General features: G+C 68.9%; 16 protein-coding genes. 8 read left to right on the plus strand and 8 right to left on the minus strand.

Features of this window, described 5'->3' with window-relative positions; genetic code table 11:
* Window positions 1-17: 17 nt before the first annotated feature.
* From ACZ5NH_RS16690 to ACZ5NH_RS16700, 3 genes are read right to left on the minus strand one after another with little or no spacing between them, the layout of a single operon-like run.
* Window positions 18-1,166, minus strand: a complete 1,149-nt coding sequence (locus ACZ5NH_RS16690) for a cystathionine gamma-lyase (RefSeq protein WP_468775865.1) — start codon at window positions 1,164-1,166, stop codon at window positions 18-20.
* On the minus strand, window positions 1,163-1,654 hold the full coding sequence (locus tag ACZ5NH_RS16695) for a low molecular weight protein-tyrosine-phosphatase (protein ID WP_468775867.1): 492 nt from the start codon (window positions 1,652-1,654) through the stop codon (window positions 1,163-1,165). Before ACZ5NH_RS16695 ends, ACZ5NH_RS16690 begins: the two co-directional genes overlap by 4 nt.
* Before the next feature lie 7 nt (window positions 1,655-1,661).
* Entirely contained in the window at window positions 1,662-2,039 is a 378-nt protein-coding gene (locus ACZ5NH_RS16700; RefSeq protein WP_468775869.1) for a phage holin family protein, read from the minus strand.
* Between the two features lie 57 nt (window positions 2,040-2,096).
* On the opposite strand from ACZ5NH_RS16700, the gene ACZ5NH_RS16705 reads away from it, so the two are divergent.
* The 4 genes from ACZ5NH_RS16705 (at window position 2,097) to ACZ5NH_RS16720 (ending at window position 4,490) form a co-directional block, all read left to right on the plus strand.
* Window positions 2,097-2,414: a cupin domain-containing protein gene (locus ACZ5NH_RS16705; protein WP_388622686.1), complete on the plus strand. Its 318-nt coding sequence runs from the start codon at window positions 2,097-2,099 to the stop codon at window positions 2,412-2,414.
* Window positions 2,415-2,579: 165 nt separating this feature from the next.
* Entirely contained in the window at window positions 2,580-2,792 is a 213-nt protein-coding gene (locus ACZ5NH_RS16710) for a DUF5326 family protein (protein WP_451004878.1), read from the plus strand.
* Between the two features lie 218 nt (window positions 2,793-3,010).
* Window positions 3,011-3,952 (plus strand): IclR family transcriptional regulator, encoded by a 942-nt coding sequence (locus ACZ5NH_RS16715; RefSeq protein ID WP_468775871.1) that lies wholly within the window; start codon window positions 3,011-3,013, stop codon window positions 3,950-3,952.
* Window positions 3,953-4,052: 100 nt separating this feature from the next.
* A complete protein-coding gene (locus ACZ5NH_RS16720) occupies window positions 4,053-4,490 on the plus strand; it encodes an SsgA family sporulation/cell division regulator (protein ID WP_388622680.1) in 438 nt (145 codons plus the stop codon).
* A 130-nt stretch (window positions 4,491-4,620) separates the two neighbouring features.
* Here ACZ5NH_RS16720 and ACZ5NH_RS16725 read toward each other — a convergent pair whose 3' ends face one another.
* Complete coding sequence (locus ACZ5NH_RS16725) at window positions 4,621-6,126, minus strand: YibE/F family protein (protein ID WP_468775873.1); 1,506 nt, start codon at window positions 6,124-6,126, stop codon at window positions 4,621-4,623.
* Window positions 6,127-6,367: 241 nt separating this feature from the next.
* On the opposite strand from ACZ5NH_RS16725, the gene thiC reads away from it, so the two are divergent.
* Entirely contained in the window at window positions 6,368-8,170 is a 1,803-nt protein-coding gene (gene thiC / locus ACZ5NH_RS16730; RefSeq protein ID WP_468775875.1) for a phosphomethylpyrimidine synthase ThiC, read from the plus strand.
* A gap of 195 nt (window positions 8,171-8,365) precedes the next feature.
* On the opposite strand, the gene ACZ5NH_RS16735 is transcribed toward thiC, so the two are convergent.
* From ACZ5NH_RS16735 to ACZ5NH_RS16745, 3 genes are all read right to left on the minus strand, one after another.
* Complete coding sequence (locus ACZ5NH_RS16735) at window positions 8,366-9,229, minus strand: hypothetical protein (RefSeq protein ID WP_468775877.1); 864 nt, start codon at window positions 9,227-9,229, stop codon at window positions 8,366-8,368.
* 180 nt (window positions 9,230-9,409) lie between these two features.
* Window positions 9,410-10,489, minus strand: coding sequence for a metallophosphoesterase (locus ACZ5NH_RS16740; RefSeq protein ID WP_468775879.1), 1,080 nt, complete (start codon window positions 10,487-10,489; stop codon window positions 9,410-9,412).
* A 282-nt stretch (window positions 10,490-10,771) separates the two neighbouring features.
* On the minus strand, window positions 10,772-11,884 hold the full coding sequence (locus tag ACZ5NH_RS16745; protein WP_388622667.1) for a LacI family DNA-binding transcriptional regulator: 1,113 nt from the start codon (window positions 11,882-11,884) through the stop codon (window positions 10,772-10,774).
* Window positions 11,885-12,315: 431 nt separating this feature from the next.
* Between ACZ5NH_RS16745 and hisC the strand changes: the two genes are divergently transcribed.
* A complete protein-coding gene (gene hisC / locus ACZ5NH_RS16750; RefSeq protein ID WP_468775882.1) occupies window positions 12,316-13,395 on the plus strand; it encodes a histidinol-phosphate transaminase in 1,080 nt (359 codons plus the stop codon).
* Between the two features lie 13 nt (window positions 13,396-13,408).
* Here the strand turns inward: hisC and ACZ5NH_RS16755 are convergent, their stop codons facing one another.
* Complete coding sequence (locus ACZ5NH_RS16755; protein ID WP_388622662.1) at window positions 13,409-13,786, minus strand: cyclophilin-like fold protein; 378 nt, start codon at window positions 13,784-13,786, stop codon at window positions 13,409-13,411.
* A gap of 205 nt (window positions 13,787-13,991) precedes the next feature.
* On the opposite strand from ACZ5NH_RS16755, the gene ACZ5NH_RS16760 reads away from it, so the two are divergent.
* Complete coding sequence (locus ACZ5NH_RS16760) at window positions 13,992-15,500, plus strand: cytochrome ubiquinol oxidase subunit I (RefSeq protein WP_468775884.1); 1,509 nt, start codon at window positions 13,992-13,994, stop codon at window positions 15,498-15,500.
* 15 nt (window positions 15,501-15,515) lie between these two features.
* Window positions 15,516-16,535 (plus strand): cytochrome d ubiquinol oxidase subunit II, encoded by a 1,020-nt coding sequence (gene cydB / locus ACZ5NH_RS16765; protein ID WP_468775886.1) that lies wholly within the window; start codon window positions 15,516-15,518, stop codon window positions 16,533-16,535.
* Window positions 16,536-16,577 lie beyond the last annotated feature (42 nt).

The following is a 16,577-nucleotide window of genomic DNA, read 5'->3' on the forward strand; positions in this document are numbered from 1 at the left end:
GCCGGACGGCCACCGGCTCACTCGGCGGACTCGTCCAGGGCCCGCAGCAGGTCGGCGATCAGGTCCTCGGGGTCCTCGGCGCCGACGGACATACGGATGAAGCCTTCCGGTACCGCGTCCCCGCCCCAGCGGCGACGGCGCTCGGCCGTGGAACGCACCCCGCCGAAGCTCGTGGCGTCCTCCACCAGGCGCAGGGCATCGAGGAAACGCTCGGCACGCGCGCGCGTGGGCAGCGTGAAGGAGACCACGCAGCCGTAGCGGCGCATCTGCTGCGCGGCGTTCTTGTGCGAGGGGTCGTCGGGCAGTCCGGGATAGCGCAGACCGGACACCTCGGGCCGCTGCTTCAGCGCCTCGGCGACCGCGAGGGCGGTGGCGTTCTGCCGGTCGACGCGCAGCTGGAGCGTGGCGATGGACCGGTGCGCGAGCCAGGCCTCCATGGGGCCGGAGATCGCGCCGACGATCTTGCGCCAGCGCCGTACGGCGGCCATGGCCTCCGCATCGTGGCCGACGACATAGCCCAGCAGCACGTCACCGTGGCCGGTGAGCTGCTTGGTGCCGCTGGCCACGGAGAAGTCGGCGCCCAGCTCCAGCGGGCGCTGCCCGAGCGGGGTGGCGAGGGTGTTGTCGACGGCCACCAGGGTGCCCTGCGCATGGGCCGCCGCCGCCAGCCGGCGGATGTCGCACACGTCGAGCCCCGGGTTCGACGGTGACTCGATCCACAGCAGTCGGGCGCCCTCGAGCACCTCCAACTGGGCATCGCCGCCGGTGGGGGCGGTGCGCACCTCGACGCCGTACGCCTCCAGCTGGGCGCGGACCAGCGGAAGCACCTGATAGCCGTCGGAGGGCAGCACGACCGCGTCCCCGGCGCGCAGCTGGGAGAACAGCACGGAGGAGATCGCCGCCATGCCGGAGGCGAAGACCAGCGTCTCGATGTCGTCCCGCCCGGGCGCCTCCAGCTCGCCGATGGCCCGCTCCAGCAGCGTCCAGGTCGGGTTCTCGTCACGGCCGTACAGATACGGGCCCGTCGCCTCACCGGGCAGATGGAAATGTGCCGCGAACACCGGTCCGGGCAGGGTCGGCTCGTGCTTGACCGGTTCGGGCAGTCCGGCGCGCACCGCGCGCGTGCCGTCGCCGGTACGGCCCGGGTCCTCGGGGGTGTCGCTCATGCGGCCCGTCCTTCCAGCTGCTCGCGAACGGCGGCGAGCAGACCGACGCTCGCCGCCTCCACCATTTCAAGGCACTCCTCGAAGCCGTCGCGGTGTCCGTAGTACGGATCCGGCACGTCCAGGTCGTCACCGGCGGCGGGATCGTACGAACGCAGCAGGCGGACCTTGCGCGCGTCCTCCTCCGTCGGCGCGAGGCGGCGCAGGGCCTTGAGATGACCGGCGTCGAGGGCGATCACCAGGTCGAGGCGGGAGAACCACGACGACTGGAACTGGCGCGCGACGTGATCGCTGTCATAGGCGTGCTCCTCGAGGATCGAGACGGTCCGCGGGTCGGCGGGCTCGCCCTCGTGCCAGCCGCCGGTGCCGGCGCTGTCGACCGCCACCCGGTCCTCGAGGCCGGCCCGAGCCACGCGCGCGCGGAAGACGGACTCGGCCATCGGGGAGCGGCAAATGTTGCCGGTGCACACGAAGCAGACGCGGTAGGTCATGGTGCGCTCAGTCCTCGTCGGGCAGGACGACGTGCAGCGCCCAGGAGACGACGGAGACGATCAGGCCGCCGATGACGGCCGTCCAGAAGCCCTCTACGTGGAAGCTCAGGTCGAGCTTGCCGCAGACCCAGGAGGTCAGCAGCAGCATCAGCGCGTTCACGACCAGGGTGATCAGGCCCAGGGTCAGGATGAACAGCGGGAAGGTGAGCACCTTCACGAGCGGCTTGACCAGCCAGTTCACCAGGCCGAAGATCAGGGCGACGACGATCAGCGTGCCGGCCTTCTTGGCCGTGCTGTCACCCGTCAGAGTGATCTTGTCCAACAGCCACACGGCAACCGCCAGGGCGCCCGCGTTGGCGATCGTCTTGACTACGAAATTCTTCATGTGTCTGATCGTGGCAGACCGGATCGGAACAGAGCAGAGGCGAGGGCGACAGCGGCGATGAAGGCATTCCGGCTGGACGAACTGGAGGCGGAGCGCGCCGCCAACGAGGGGGCCTACCTTCAGTTCCTGCGGGAGCGGAACATGTCCGTCGGCCTGTACGCCCTCAATGCAGGTGAGCACGACCCGCAGACGCCGCACAAGCAGGACGAGGTGTACTTCGTCGTCAGCGGCCGGGCGTCCATCACGGTGGGACTGGAGACGACCGAGGTGGCGCGGGGCAGCGTGGTGTACGTGCCGGCCGGGGTCGCGCACAAGTTCCACCACATCAGCGAGGACCTCAGGGTTCTCGTCGTCTTCTCTCCGCCCGAGGCGTGAGACCGGACCCCGGGGTTCCCTAGGGGACGGGTCAGGGGAGGACAAGGGGCGCGAGGCCCCCGCGGACCCCCTTGTCGGCCCTAGCATCGAGTGCAGAACATCAAGGCCGTACGTGACAAGCGCGTACGAGCACTCGGACGTACGAGAAGGCAAAGGACGAGGGCGATGCGAGAGATTTTCGCGGGACTGCCGTGGTGGGTGAAGTGGGTCGCGGTGCCGGTCATCGCCCTGGTCGTCTTCGGCAGCCTGATAGCGACCGTGGTCGGGATCGTGATCGGCCTGCTGTTCAAGGCGCTGGTCTTCGTCGCCCTGGTCGGCGGACTCATCTACGTCGTGCGCAAGTTCATGTCGAACTCCTCGTCGCGCGGCGACTGGTGACCGGCCCGGGGTCTGGTGTGCGGCAACGGGATCACCGGCTCCCGGCAAGGTGAACCCGTGGCTTCCCTCGGGCGAGGGAAGTTTCCCCGTGCGGCCGTCAGTATGCGGCGGCGCAGGATTAGAGTCCGGAGATCCCGCGGGGTCCGGCCCCGCGGACGGCGCAGACCCCTCCGTGCTCTCCCCGGCACGGGCTGCCCCTCCCGCTCCCGGAGTGACCCTTGGCCACGGTTGACACCGCACCGGCAGTACCGCACGCACCCCCCGACCCACCGCGTTCCTGCGCCCCGCCCACCCAGCGGCCGCCTTCCATCGCGGTCCCCGAACAACCGCACCCCACCGACGTCTCCGGGCCACCGCGCCCCGCCGGCGCCCCTGGCCCACCGCACCCCAGGGACGCCCACGGGTCCCCGGCCGCCGCGACGCTCATCGGATCCGTCCAGCGCGCCATGCGTCTGCTGGAGTCCGTAGCAGCGCATATGTACGGCGCCCCCGCCAAACAACTGGCCCGCGAGACCGGCCTCGCCCTCCCGACGACGTACCACCTGCTGCGCACCCTGGTGCACGAGGGCTATCTCCGGCGTGAGAAGGGGCTGTTCTTCCTCGGCGAGGCGGCCGAACGGCTGGGCAGCAGCGGAGCCCAGCAGAAACGTCGCAGCGCGGTGGCGGACACGCTCGCGCACTGGCGCGATTCCATCGGTGTGCCGGTGTACTACGCGATGTACCAGGACGGCGATATCGACGTCATGTGCGTCTCCGACTCCCCTGAGGCGCCGGCGGTCGAGGAATGGGCCGACTTCCGCGAGACCGGCCACGCGCACGCCATCGGGCAGTGTCTGCTCTCCCAGCTGGACGAGGACGCCCGCCGTGACCATCTCGCGCGCTACCCCGTGCAGTCCATCACGCCGTACACGGTCCGCGACAACGACGCCCTGTTGCGGCGGCTGGCCCGGATGCCGCGCATGGAGCCGGTCGTGGAGCGTCAGGAGTACGCGCTCGGGACGGTGTGCGCGGCGGTCCCGATCACGGTCGGCACCACCGTGGCCACGATGGCCATGTCGCTGCCCGTCCACCAGGCCGACCGGCTGCTGCCCGCGGCGCGCCGGCTGCAGACGGAGATCGGGCGGCATCTGGGGACGCTCACTCTCTCTATCAGTATGTGAAAACTTACTCCTTGTGATCTGCTGTGTACGTTCAGCAAGATTTGACCACGGTTACAGGGATCAATCCCGGCCAGTCGACGTCCATATGACGGGGTAGACGATGCGCGAGTCCGTACAGGCAGAAGTCATGATGAGCTTTCTCGTGTCGGAGGAGCTCTCCTTCCGCATCCCCGTGGAGTTGCGCTACGAGACCAGTGATCCCTATGCCGTGCGGCTCACCTTCCATCTGCCCGGTGACGCCCCGGTGACCTGGGCGTTCGGACGCGAGCTGCTGATCGACGGCGTCGGCCGGCCGTGCGGGGAAGGGGATGTGCACATCGCTCCCGTCGACCCCGAGGTGCTGGGCGAGGTACTGATCAGGCTTCAGGTCGGTGGCGATCAGGCGCTGTTCCGCTCCTCCGCGCCGCCGCTCGTGGCCTTCCTCGACCGCACGGACAAGCTCGTGCCGCTCGGCCAGGAGGGCGCGCTGGCCGACTTCGATGCGCATCTGGAAGAGGCCCTGGACCGCATCCTGGCCGAGGAACAGAGCGCCGGCTGAAGCGTTACGGCACGGGGCGCCGGATGCTCCGCAGCGCCGCACGGAGGCGTGCAGGAACGCTTCTGCGTGGGGGTGAGAGGGCGGTCCCGCGCGCCCCAGCGCGCCGGTCCCGCATGACGGCCCGGCGGACCTACCGCTTCCGGCGGCGTCCCCTGCCGCCGCGTGCCGGGAGGGGCTGTGTCCCTGCCTGTGCCGGGATGTTCGGGCCGGGGCGGTCGGCCGAGACCACGAGGGCGGCGAGCGCGGTGGTGACCGGGACCGAGGCGACCAGACCGATCGAGCCCACCAACGTGCGCACGATCTCCTCGGCCACCAACTCGCTGTTGGCCACGGTCCCGACGCTGCTCTGCGCGATCGAGAACAGAAGCAGCAACGGGAGCGCGGCACCGGCGTAGGCGAGGACGAGGGTGTTGACCACGGAGGCGATGTGGTCGCGGCCGATCCGGATGCCGGCCCGGTATAGCCCGCGCCAGCCCATCGTCGGGTTGGCCTCGTGTAGCTCCCAGACGGCCGACGTCTGCGTCACGGTCACGTCGTCCAGGACGCCGAGCGAGCCGATGATGACACCGGCCAGCAGCAGACCGCTCATGTCGATCGACGGATACAGACCGTGGATCAGGCCGGTGCTGTCGTCCGTGTTGCCGGTGAGTTCGGCCCAGCCGATGAACTGCGAGCCGAGGAAGCCGATCAGCAGCAGCGAGGCAAGGGTGCCGAGCACCGCCACCGAGGTGCGGGCCGACAGGCCGTGGCACATGTACAGGGCGAGCAGCATGATGGTGCTCGCCCCGACGACCGCCACGAGCAGCGGGTTCGAACCCTGGAGGATCGCGGGCAGGATGAACTGGGTCAGCACCAGGAAGCTCACGGCCAGTGCGACGAGTGCCATCACGCCACGCAGCCTGCCGACCACCACGACGGCGAGCGCGAAGATCCCCGCGAGCAGCGTCATCGGGAACTTCCGGTTCACATCGGTCACCGAGTACTGCAGGTTCTTCGGCGCCGAGGGCTCGTAGGCGGCCACCACCTGCTCGCCCTGGTGCAGCTGCCGGCTCTGGTCCGGCTGCACGATCTCGATGAACGTACGGCCCCGGTCCTTACCGGTGTCGACACGGACGGTCGCCTTCTTGCAGCTTCCCTTCGCCCCCTGATCCGCCGAGGTACCCGAGGCGGTGGAGGCGTCACCGGTGAGGGCGCCACCGGCGGCGTTCACCGACTTGCAGCTCACCTCGACGACCTTGGTGACCGTGGCCTGCTGGGTCTCCCGGTCGAAGCCGACGCCGCTGCGTTTATGGGGCGGGGCTCCCCCGGGCCAGAGCACCACCAGGCCGACGACGACCGCCACGGTGAAGGGGACCAGGATTGCGGCGATGACCTTGCGCAGGTGCTTGGAGACCGGAGCGGCGGGCCCATGGCTGTGGCTGTGACCGTGCCCATGGCCATGGTCCTGCCCGTGGTCGTGCTCACGGTCGTGCCCATGGCTCTGCCTGTGGCCGTGACCGTGTGCCTGCCGGTGGCCATGACCACGGCCGTCGTCCCGGCTGCCCTCTTGCTCGGGGGCGTGGTCGTCACCCTGCCCTGAGCCCGGTGAGCGGTGCGGCTCGGGCGGCCGATATGGGTACTGCTGCATCCTGGTCACCGCCCGATCATCGCAACAACGACAGGGGCCCACTGTTCACCGCGCCACATATGACGCTAGCGTGGAGGCACCTTTGCACACGCGGGAGCTCGGAGCACCGGGCTGAGAGGGCGCTGACCTCCGTACACGCGATGTTTCACGTGGAACAAGTGATGTTCCGCACGGAATGCCGCCAGACGGAAACCGCTGCGTCGACCGCCGAACCTGTTACCGGGTAATGCCGGCGTAGGGAGTAGGTCTCATGACCAACAAGGACGCACGCACGCCTGCCTCCGTCCAGGACGAGAAGTCCCAGGAGGCCGGGAAGTCCACCGGATGGCACAAGGCGTACATCGAGGGTTCGCGCCCCGACCTGCGCGTGCCGGTCCGTCAGGTGCACCTCACCAACGGGCAGTCGGTCACGCTGTACGACACATCGGGCCCGTACACCGATCCGCTCGTCGACACCGATGTCCGCAGGGGCCTGCCGCCGTTGCGGGAGAACTGGATCATCGCCCGAGGTGACACCGAGGAGTACGCGGGCCGTCCCGTCCGTCCCGAGGACGACGGGATCAAGCACACCTCGCCGCGCGGGGGGCTGCGCAACCTGGATGCGGTCTTTCCCGGACGGCCGCGCCAGCCGCGCCGGGGCCGCGGCGGCGAGGCCGTGACCCAGCTCGCCTACGCCCGCCGGGGTGAGATCACCCCGGAGATGGAGTACGTGGCCATCCGGGAGAACGTTTCCCCGGAGGTGGTCCGCGAGGAGATCGCGGCGGGTCGGGCGGTGCTGCCGGCCAACGTCAACCACCCGGAGATCGAGCCGATGATCATCGGCAAGCGGTTCCTGGTGAAGGTCAACGCCAACATCGGCAACTCGGCGGTGACCTCCTCCATCGAGGAGGAGGTGGAGAAGATGACCTGGGCGACCCGCTGGGGCGCCGACACGGTCATGGACCTGTCCACCGGCCGCAACATCCACACCACGCGCGAGTGGGTGCTGCGCAACTCCCCGGTCCCCATCGGCACGGTGCCGCTCTACCAGGCCCTGGAGAAGGTCGACGGCAAGGCCGAGGAACTGACCTGGGAGATCTACAAGGACACGGTCATCGAGCAGGCCGAGCAGGGCGTGGACTACATGACCGTCCACGCGGGCGTCCGGCTGCCGTACGTGCCGCTCACCGCCAACCGCAAGACGGGAATCGTCTCGCGCGGCGGATCGATCATGGCCGCGTGGTGCCTGGCGCACCACAACGAGTCGTTCCTGTACGAGAACTTCGAGGAACTCTGCGAGATCCTCGCCGCCTACGACGTCACGTACTCGCTGGGCGACGGCCTCCGGCCGGGGTCGATCGCGGACGCCAACGACGAGGCACAGTTCGCGGAGTTGAGGACGCTCGGGGAACTCAACCGGATCGCCAGGCGTTTCAACGTACAGACGATGATCGAGGGCCCGGGGCACGTCCCGATGCACAAGATCAAGGAGAACATCGACCTTCAGCAGGAGATCTGCGATGAAGCTCCGTTCTATACGCTCGGCCCGCTGACCACGGACATCGCGCCGGCGTACGACCACATCACCTCCGGCATCGGCGCCGCGATGATCGCCTGGTGGGGCACCGCGATGCTCTGCTACGTCACGCCCAAGGAGCACCTGGGCCTGCCCAACCGTGACGACGTCAAGACCGGCGTCATCACCTACAAGATCGCCGCGCATGCGGCCGACCTGGCCAAGGGGCACCCGGGCGCCCAGGAGTGGGACGACGCACTGTCCGACGCCCGCTTCGAGTTCCGGTGGGAGGACCAGTTCAACCTCGCCCTGGACCCGGACACGGCACGGGAGTTCCACGACGAGACCCTGCCGGCCGAGCCCGCCAAGACCGCCCACTTCTGCTCCATGTGCGGGCCGAAGTTCTGCAGCATGAAGATCAGTCAAACCATCACAGAGCGGTTCGGTGGTGCGGCGGCCGAGGGTGCGTCACAGGAGGAGATCGCCGCGGGGATGCTCCAGAAGTCGAAGGAGTTCGCCGAGGCGGGGAACCGGGTGTATCTGCCGATCGCGGACTGAGGGTGAGGAGCAAGCGGTCCGCGTTTCCGAGCCGCCGTGAGGCACCACGTGAGGCGCGGACTCCGCTTGGCGTCCGGTGAGTGTTGCGTCCACCGGAGCCACGGCCCTCCAGAGGTCGGCGGTGGCGCACCGGTGGGCCGCCCGGTCGGGCCCACGTCGCTCGGGGCGCGAGCCGTGGCCGGGCTGCCGGTGGGGTTACTCGGGCTGGTGCTCCGGGCCGCCGAAGTCGGGGCTCGTGTAGTCCGGGCTGGTGAAGCTCGGCCGGCCCGACTGCGTGCCGTCGTCGGGGCTGCTGAAACCGGGGCGGTCGTACCCCAGGCGGGGCATACGGCCGCGGGGGGCGGGCGGGGTCGTGCGGTGCACGGGGGCGGCCGGTCGGGGCTCGGCGAGCGCCTCCGTGAGGAACGGCAGGATGCCGCGCTCCAGCAGGGCGTCCCGCCAGGCCTCTCTGGCGCTGTCCAGTTCCCGGTGCGCCGCGTCCAGTGCCTGGGCCTGCGGCGAGTTGCCGTTGCGCAGGGCGGTGAGGAGCAGGCCGACGGCGGCGACGAGGACCGTGGCCGCGGTGACCGCGCCGAACACCCAGCCGGCGGTGAGCATGGTCTGGGCGAAGGCCTGTCCGGGGCTCAGTGTCCTCAGGATGTAGCCGAAGAGCAGGAAGATCACCGCGGCGGTTCCGGAGAGGACGGGAGCCAGTACGGCGATGACCGCGACGGCGCCCGCGCCGGTGCTCTCGGCCGCCTCGCCCAAGGTGGTCACGATCTCGGTGGTGGCCGAACTCGGGTCCGCGGGAGCGGAGTCACCGGAGGCCGAGGGGGTCATCGCCGGCTGGCGCAGTTCCTGGCGGATCTTCACAAAGTGCTGGTATTCGGCCGCGGCGGCGGCCGTTATCAGTGCGGTGGCGTCGAGCGCCATGGTGCGCAGTTGTTCGGGATTGAGCCGCTGTCCGACAGCGGCCAGTTCCGGTCGCTGTGGTGCGGAGCGCAGCGCCTCATCGAGGAGCCGCTCGAATTCCTGGCGGTCCTCGCTCTGCAGGTGCTGCGGAACGCTGTTCATGTGCATCCCCCGATGCTCCGTAGGGCTTGGGGCTCGCACGCCGGCGAGCCGTCGGGCAGAAACGGAGGGGAGCCTGCTACGGATAAGCCGATGGTAGAGCCGTGACGGCACACGGTGACAGGGGGTTGCCGGAAATTGCCCTCCGGCCTGCGAGTACTCCGCCGGGGAAGTCAGCCCGCCGAACGGTCAGGTTGGCAGGGGGAGTTGCCGGACCAGTAGCTTTCCGGCCATGGTCACCCCGCCGTCCATCGCGATGGCGAGCCCGTCGGCGTAGACGTGCGGGCCCTCCACGACCGGGCCGGTGCTGTCCTCGCCGTCCTCGGAGCCGACCTCGCCGAGGAGGTAGGGGATCGGGCTGTGCCCGTGAACGATGCGGGTGCCGCCGTACGTATCGAGGAGGGAGCGCACGGCGTCGGCGCCGCCCTCGTCGCGGAAGGAGAAGCGCTTGGTGAACTTGCGGAACAGATCCCAGCACTCGTCCGCGTCGTTGCGGGTGAGGGTCTCGCGGACGGTGTCGTTGACCGCCTCGATGGAGTCGCCGTAGTCGAGGTAGGCGGTGGTGTCCGAGTGCACGAGCAGATAGCCGTCGACCTCCTCGACGGCGTCCAGGCGGGCCATCCACTGCAGATGGTGGTCCTGGAGGCGGTCCATGTCGGTCTTCTGGCCGCCGTTGAGCAGCCAGGCCGCCTGGAAGGTGGCGGTGCCCGCGCCGGAGTTGACCGGGGTGTCGCCGAACCGCTTGGCGCCGAGCAGCAGCAGCTCGTGGTTGCCCATGAGGGCCTTGCAGTAACCGCCGGCCGCCGCGGCCTCGGCGGACAGCCGCATCACGAGATCGATGACGCCGATGCCGTCGGGTCCGCGGTCGGTGAAGTCGCCGAGGAACCACAGCCGGGTGGTGCCGGCGCACCACTGGCCCGAGGCGTCGATCAGCCCCTGCTCCTGCAGTGCGGCCATCAGTTCGTCGAGGTACCCGTGGACGTCCCCGACGACGAACAGCGGTCCGGGCCCGGCCGCGGGCTGCGGGGCCGGGGCCGCGGGTGCCGTCTCGACGGGGACCTGGACCGTCTCCGTGCGGTTGATGACCGGGAGGTCGCGCTGGGTGGGTGTGTAGTCGTCGGGGAACGCCTGGTCGGCGGGCGGTGCGGTGTCGCCCGGGTGGGCGGTGCTGACGTACGGTCCGGTCTCGTGGACGTACGCAGGTACCCGGAAGTCGCGCAGCGTTGCCGTCCGCTCCACTTCGGGTCCCTGACCGGCCCCCTGAGTCATCAGACCCCTCCACCATCGCGCCGCATCTGCACCCCTTCGGACTGCCTGGTCGCAGCGGTCCGCGGTGTCGTGGGCCCATCATAGGAATGCGCATCGCGCCGTGTGATGACCCAGGGGTGGTGAATCGGAACAAGACTCCAGTTCACCGCGGCTTTCGCCCCGTTTGGGCAGGTGTTCGGCCGGCTCCGCACCGGCCGAACACCCGGCCCGCCGGTCACCGGCCCGCCGAGCCCCCCTCGCTCGGCGGGCGCGCGTTCGGGGTGAGCGCCCCGCTTTCCGGCGCTATTTCTCGTCCGGCGTCCGCGGCGGGCTGACCGTCGTACGCGGCGGGCGCCGCTGCGAGGAGGTGCGCACGATCAGCTCGGTCGGTATCACCTGCTCGACCGGCTGGTCCGACTCCACGCCCTCGATGGCGTCGATGAGGAGCTGGACCACCGCCGTGCCGATGCGGCGGGGCTTCAGGGAGAGCGTGGTGATGGGCGGCTCGGTGCTGGCGTACACCATGGACTCGCTGCAGCACACGAGCAGCAGGTCCTCGGGGACGCGGAGCCCGTAGCGCCGGGCGGCGGCCAGCAGGTCGGTGCCGTTGGGGTCGAACAGGCCGTAGACCGCGTCGGGCCGGTCGGGGCGGGCGAGCAGCCGGTCAGCGGCGACGGCGCCCGCGCACGGGTCATGCGCCGGGTAGGCCTCGTAGACCGGGTCCTGGTCGACCCGCTCGCACCAGCGCAGGTAGGCGGTGGTGGACAGGTGGGTGTACGTGTCGGTCGTCGTGCCCGTGAGCAGGCCGATGCGGCGGGCGCCGGCGGCGGCGAGGTGGTCGAGGATGCCGAGTACGGCGGCCTCGTGGTCGTTGTCGACCCAGGCGGTGACCGGCAGCGAGCCGGCCGGACGGCCGTCGGAGACGACGGGCAGGCCCTGCCGGACGAGTTCGGTCACCACCGGGTCCTGGTCGGAGGGGTCGATGACAACGGTGCCATCGAGCGCGACGTTGGACCACACGTCGTGGCGGGACGTCGCGGGCAGGATCACGAGGGCGTAGCCGCGGGCGAGCGCGGCCGAGGTGGCGGCCCGTGCCATCTCGGCGAAGTACGCGAACTCCGTGAAGGTGAAAGGTTCATCCCCGTACGTCGTCACGGTCAGGCCGATCAGGCCCGACTTGCCGGTACGGAGGGTGCGGGCGGCGGCGGAGGGACGGTATCCCAGCCGGTCGGCGACCTCGCGGACATGGCGCCGGGTGGCATCCGGGAGCCGACCCTTGCCGTTGAGGGCGTCAGAGACGGTCGTGATGGAGACTCCGGCGGCGGCGGCCACGTCTCTGATGCCCGCCCGGCCCGGCCGGCTGCCTCGACGTGAGGTTTCCGCGCGGCTCACCTGGTGCTTCCCTGCTGCTGTCATGGCGAGCCGATAGTAGGGCTCATGCGGTGGGGTAGTGCGGACGCATATGCACGAGTTGACAGGCACGTTTCTGCATGGTCGTACTGGGTCAACGCCATTAGAAACAAAGCCAGTTGAACGATCCTGCAGCAAGACGTGACGTGGCGACGCGTATGGACCTGCCAAGTGCCCGATGTCTCGAAGAGGTCTCAACTCACCTGCACGGGTGATGCGCGCCACGGCGCAAGCCACCGGCGCATAGATATATGTACGGCGCGCCCCCTGAAACGTACGCCTTCGTACGGTGATGACCCGGGATGGCGCCGGGACGGATGCGGTTCACGTTTTGCAGGGCCGCAAGCTGTACGCACCGAGGCCGAATCCTCATAAGGTGAGGAGTATTGGAAGCCGGCGGCGTCGACGGTCCGCCGGTGGTCGCGAGGAGGACTGCGGTGAGCGAGACGAGCCCCAAGCTGCGCGCCGAGCTGGAGGGTATCCCCACCTACAAGCCGGGCAAGCCTGCCGCGGTCGGCGGGCCGGTCGCCTACAAGCTGTCCTCCAACGAGAACCCGTACCCGCCGCTGCCCGGCGTGATGGAGAGCGTGACGGCGGCCGCCTGCGACTTCAACCGCTACCCGGACATGGCGTGCACCGGGCTGATGGCCGAGCTGTCGGAGCGCTTCGGCGTCCCGCTCTCCCACCTGGCCACCGGCACCGGCTCGGTGGGTGTCGCCCAGCAGCTCATCCAGGCCACCAGCGGTCCCGGCGACGAGGTGATCTACGCCTGGCGGTCCTTCGAGGCGTACCCGATCATCACGCAGATCAGCGGCGCCCGGTCGGTGCAGGTGCCGCTCACGCCCGGCGATGTGCACGACCTGGACGCGATGGCGGACGCGATCACTGACCGGACGCGTCTGATCTTCGTCTGCAATCCCAACAACCCGACCGGCACGGTGGTGCGGCGGGCCGAGCTGGAGCGGTTCCTCGACCGGGTGCCCGGCGATGTCCTGGTGGTGCTGGACGAGGCCTACCGCGAGTTCATCCGCGACCCCGAGGTGCCCGACGGCGTCGAGCTGTACCGGAACCGGCCCAACGTCTGTGTTCTGCGTACGTTCTCCAAGGCGTACGGGCTCGCCGGGCTGCGCGTCGGTTTCGCGATCGCCCATGAGCCGGTCGCGGCGGCGCTGCGCAAGACGGCGGTGCCCTTCGGCGTCAGCCAGCTCGCACAGGAGGCGGCGATCGCCTCGCTGCGGGCCGAGGACGAGTTGCTCGGCCGGGTCGGCTCGCTGGTGTGCGAGCGCACGCGCGTGGTCGACGCGCTGCGCGCCCAGGGCTGGACGGTGCCGGAGACGCAGGCGAACTTCGTCTGGCTGCGGCTGGGGGAGCGTACGGTCGCGTTCGCTCAGGCTTGTGAGCAGCACGGTGTGGTGGTCCGGCCGTTCCCGGGCGAGGGTGTGCGGGTGACGGTCGGCGAGACCGAGGCGAACGACATCTTCCTGAAGGTGGCGGAGGCGTTCCGTAAGGAGTTGTAGTCCGGCCCGGGCTCTACTCGTCGATCAGTTCCACACGGATGGGGTCGCCGGCTCGTACGGTCGCCAGAACGCGGGCGTCCCCATCCAGACTTCCCAGGACGTTGCACGGGCTCGCGAGGCGGCACTCGGCGCCTCGCGAGATCGGTGTCGGGCCGTAGGGGAGGGCGAGCGCGTCGCCGTCCGTCCAGAAGGCCACCGTGCCCGGCTCCACGACCTGCCGTGCGTCCGTTTCACGTGAAACAGAGACACCTGTATCGAAATAGACCTCCTCGCCCCATGTGCAGGCGCTGGAGGTGAGCGGCAGTGCCTTGGCGAGGGCCTGGGCGGTTGGGGTGTCTGCGTCGAGGGTCGCGGTGATGTTGCCCGCGGGCCAGGAGATACGTATCTGCATGGCGCGCAATTCAACAAGATGTTGAAGTCATCGCCAAGGCCTTGACGTGGAGGCGAAGGGGGACCCCCCCTTGGTTGCCGAAAATCAGTGAGTCATAATGGCTTGTGAATGTGAACGCGTTCACAAGCGCGGCGCGATTGTCCTGTATGTGTGCGATAAACAGGGCAAACCGCCGCTGTACCACGCCGGTAAGGAGAGTGACGACGTGGACCTGGCTTTGGCGCCGGAGACTCTGGCGCGCTGGCAGTTCGGCATCACCACCGTCTACCACTTCCTGTTCGTCCCGCTGACCATCTCCCTGGCCGCCCTCACGGCCGGGCTGCAGACGGCCTGGGTGCGCACGGAGAAGGAGAAGTACCTCAGGGCGACGAAGTTCTGGGGCAAGCTCTTCCTGATCAACATCGCCATGGGTGTCGTCACGGGCATCGTGCAGGAGTTCCAGTTCGGCATGAACTGGTCCGACTACTCGCGCTTCGTCGGTGACATCTTCGGTGCGCCGCTCGCCTTCGAGGCGCTGATCGCATTCTTCTTCGAGTCCACCTTCATCGGCCTGTGGATCTTCGGCTGGGACAAGCTGCCCAAGAAGATCCATCTGGCCTGCATCTGGATGGTTTCGATCGGCACAATCCTGTCGGCGTACTTCATCCTCGCGGCCAACTCCTGGATGCAGCACCCGGTCGGCTACAAGATCGACAAGGCGAAGGGCCGGGCCGAACTGACCGACTTCTGGGCCGTGCTCACCCAGAACACCGCCCTCAGCCAGGCCTTCCACACCCTGTCCGCGGCCTTCCTGACCGGTGGCGCCTTCATGGTGGGCATAGCCGCCTACCACCTGGCACGCAGGAAGCACATCCGTGAGATGAAGACCTCGCTCCGGCTCGGCCTGGTCACCGTGGTGATCGCCGGTCTGCTCACCGCGGTCAGTGGTGACACTCTCGGCAAGGTCATGTTCAAGCAGCAGCCGATGAAGATGGCGGCGGCCGAGGCCCTCTGGGACGGCCAGAAGCCGGCACCCTTCTCGATCTTCGCCTACGGCGATGTGGAGAAGGGCCACAACACGGTGGCCATCGAGATCCCGGGGCTGCTGTCCTTCCTCGCCGACGACTCCTTCACCTCGTACGTCCCCGGCATCAACGACATCAATAAGGCTGAGCAGCAGAAGTTCGGCCCGGGCGACTACAGGCCCAATATCCCGGTCGCCTTCTGGGGCTTCCGCTGGATGATCGGCTTCGGCATGGCCTCCTTCGCCATCGGCCTGGCCGGACTGTGGCTGACGCGCAAGAAGTTCATGCTGCCGCAGCATCTGCGGGTCGGCGAGGACGAGGTGCCGCATCTGGTGCTCTTCAAGAACAAGGCGCTCAGCCCCAAGCTCACGCCCTGGTACTGGCGCATCGCGACCTGGACCCTGGCCTTCCCGCTGATCGCCAACTCCTGGGGCTGGATCTTCACCGAGATGGGCCGCCAGCCGTGGGTCGTCTACGGCGTCCTGCAGACCCGGCACGCGGTCTCCCCCGGTGTCTCCCAGGCCGAGGTCCTCACCTCGATGATCGTCTTCACCTCGCTGTACGCGATCCTCGCGGTGGTCGAGGTCAAGCTGCTCGCGAAGTACGTCAAGGCCGGCCCGCCCGAGCTGACCGAGGCCGACCTCAACCCGCCCACGAAGATCGGCGGCGACACCCGTGACGCCGACAAGCCGATGGCCTTCTCGTACTAGGCCGAGGGAACAGTCATGGAACTTCACGACGTCTGGTTCGTCCTGATCGCCGTCCTGTGGACCGGCTACTTCTTCCTGGAGGGCTTCGACTTCGGGGTCGGCATCCTCACCAAGCTGCTGGCTCGCAACCGGCCGGAGCGGCGGGTGCTGATCAACACCATCGGGCCCGTCTGGGACGGCAACGAGGTGTGGCTGCTCACGGCCGGCGGCGCGACCTTCGCCGCGTTCCCGGAGTGGTACGCCACCCTCTTCTCCGGCTTCTATCTGCCGCTGCTGGTCATCCTGGTCTGCCTGATCGTCCGGGGTGTCGCCTTCGAGTACCGGGCCAAGCGGCCCGAGGAGAACTGGCAGCGCAACTGGGAGACGGCGATCTTCTGGACCTCGCTGATCCCGGCGTTCCTGTGGGGCGTGGCCTTCGGGAACATCGTGCGGGGAGTGAAGATCGACCAGCACTTCGAGTACGTCGGCAGCGTCGGGGACCTGCTCAACCCCTACGCCTTGCTCGGCGGACTGGTCACGCTCACGCTGTTCACCTTCCACGGGGCGGTCTTCACCGCGCTCAAGACCGTGGGAGACATCCGGGTGCGGGCACGGAAGCTGGCGCTGTGGGTCGGTCTCGTCACGGCCGTCGTGGCGCTCGCCTTCCTGCTGTGGACGCAGGCCCACAGCGGTGACAGCAAGAGCCTGGTGGCGCTTGTTGTGGCGGTCGCCGCCCTGGTGTCCGCACTGGTGGCCAACCAGTTCGGGCGTGAGGGATGGGCGTTCACGCTGTCCGGCGTCACCATCGTGGCCGCCGTGGCCATGCTCTTCCTTTCGCTCTTCCCGAACGTCATGCCGTCCACGCTCAACGGGGACTGGAGCCTCACGGTCACCAACGCCTCGTCGAGCCCCTACACCCTGAAGATCATGACGTGGCTGGCGGCCGTCGCCACGCCTCTGGTGGTGCTCTATCAGGGCTGGACCTACTGGGTCTTCCGCAAGCGGATCGGCACGCAGCACATCGCTCCCGAGGCTGCGGCCGACACCGCGCACTGAGTCCGTCGAGGGTGTGTTTCACGTGAAACACACCATCTGGGC

Source organism: Streptomyces sp. NPDC031426 (genome assembly GCF_055581585.1).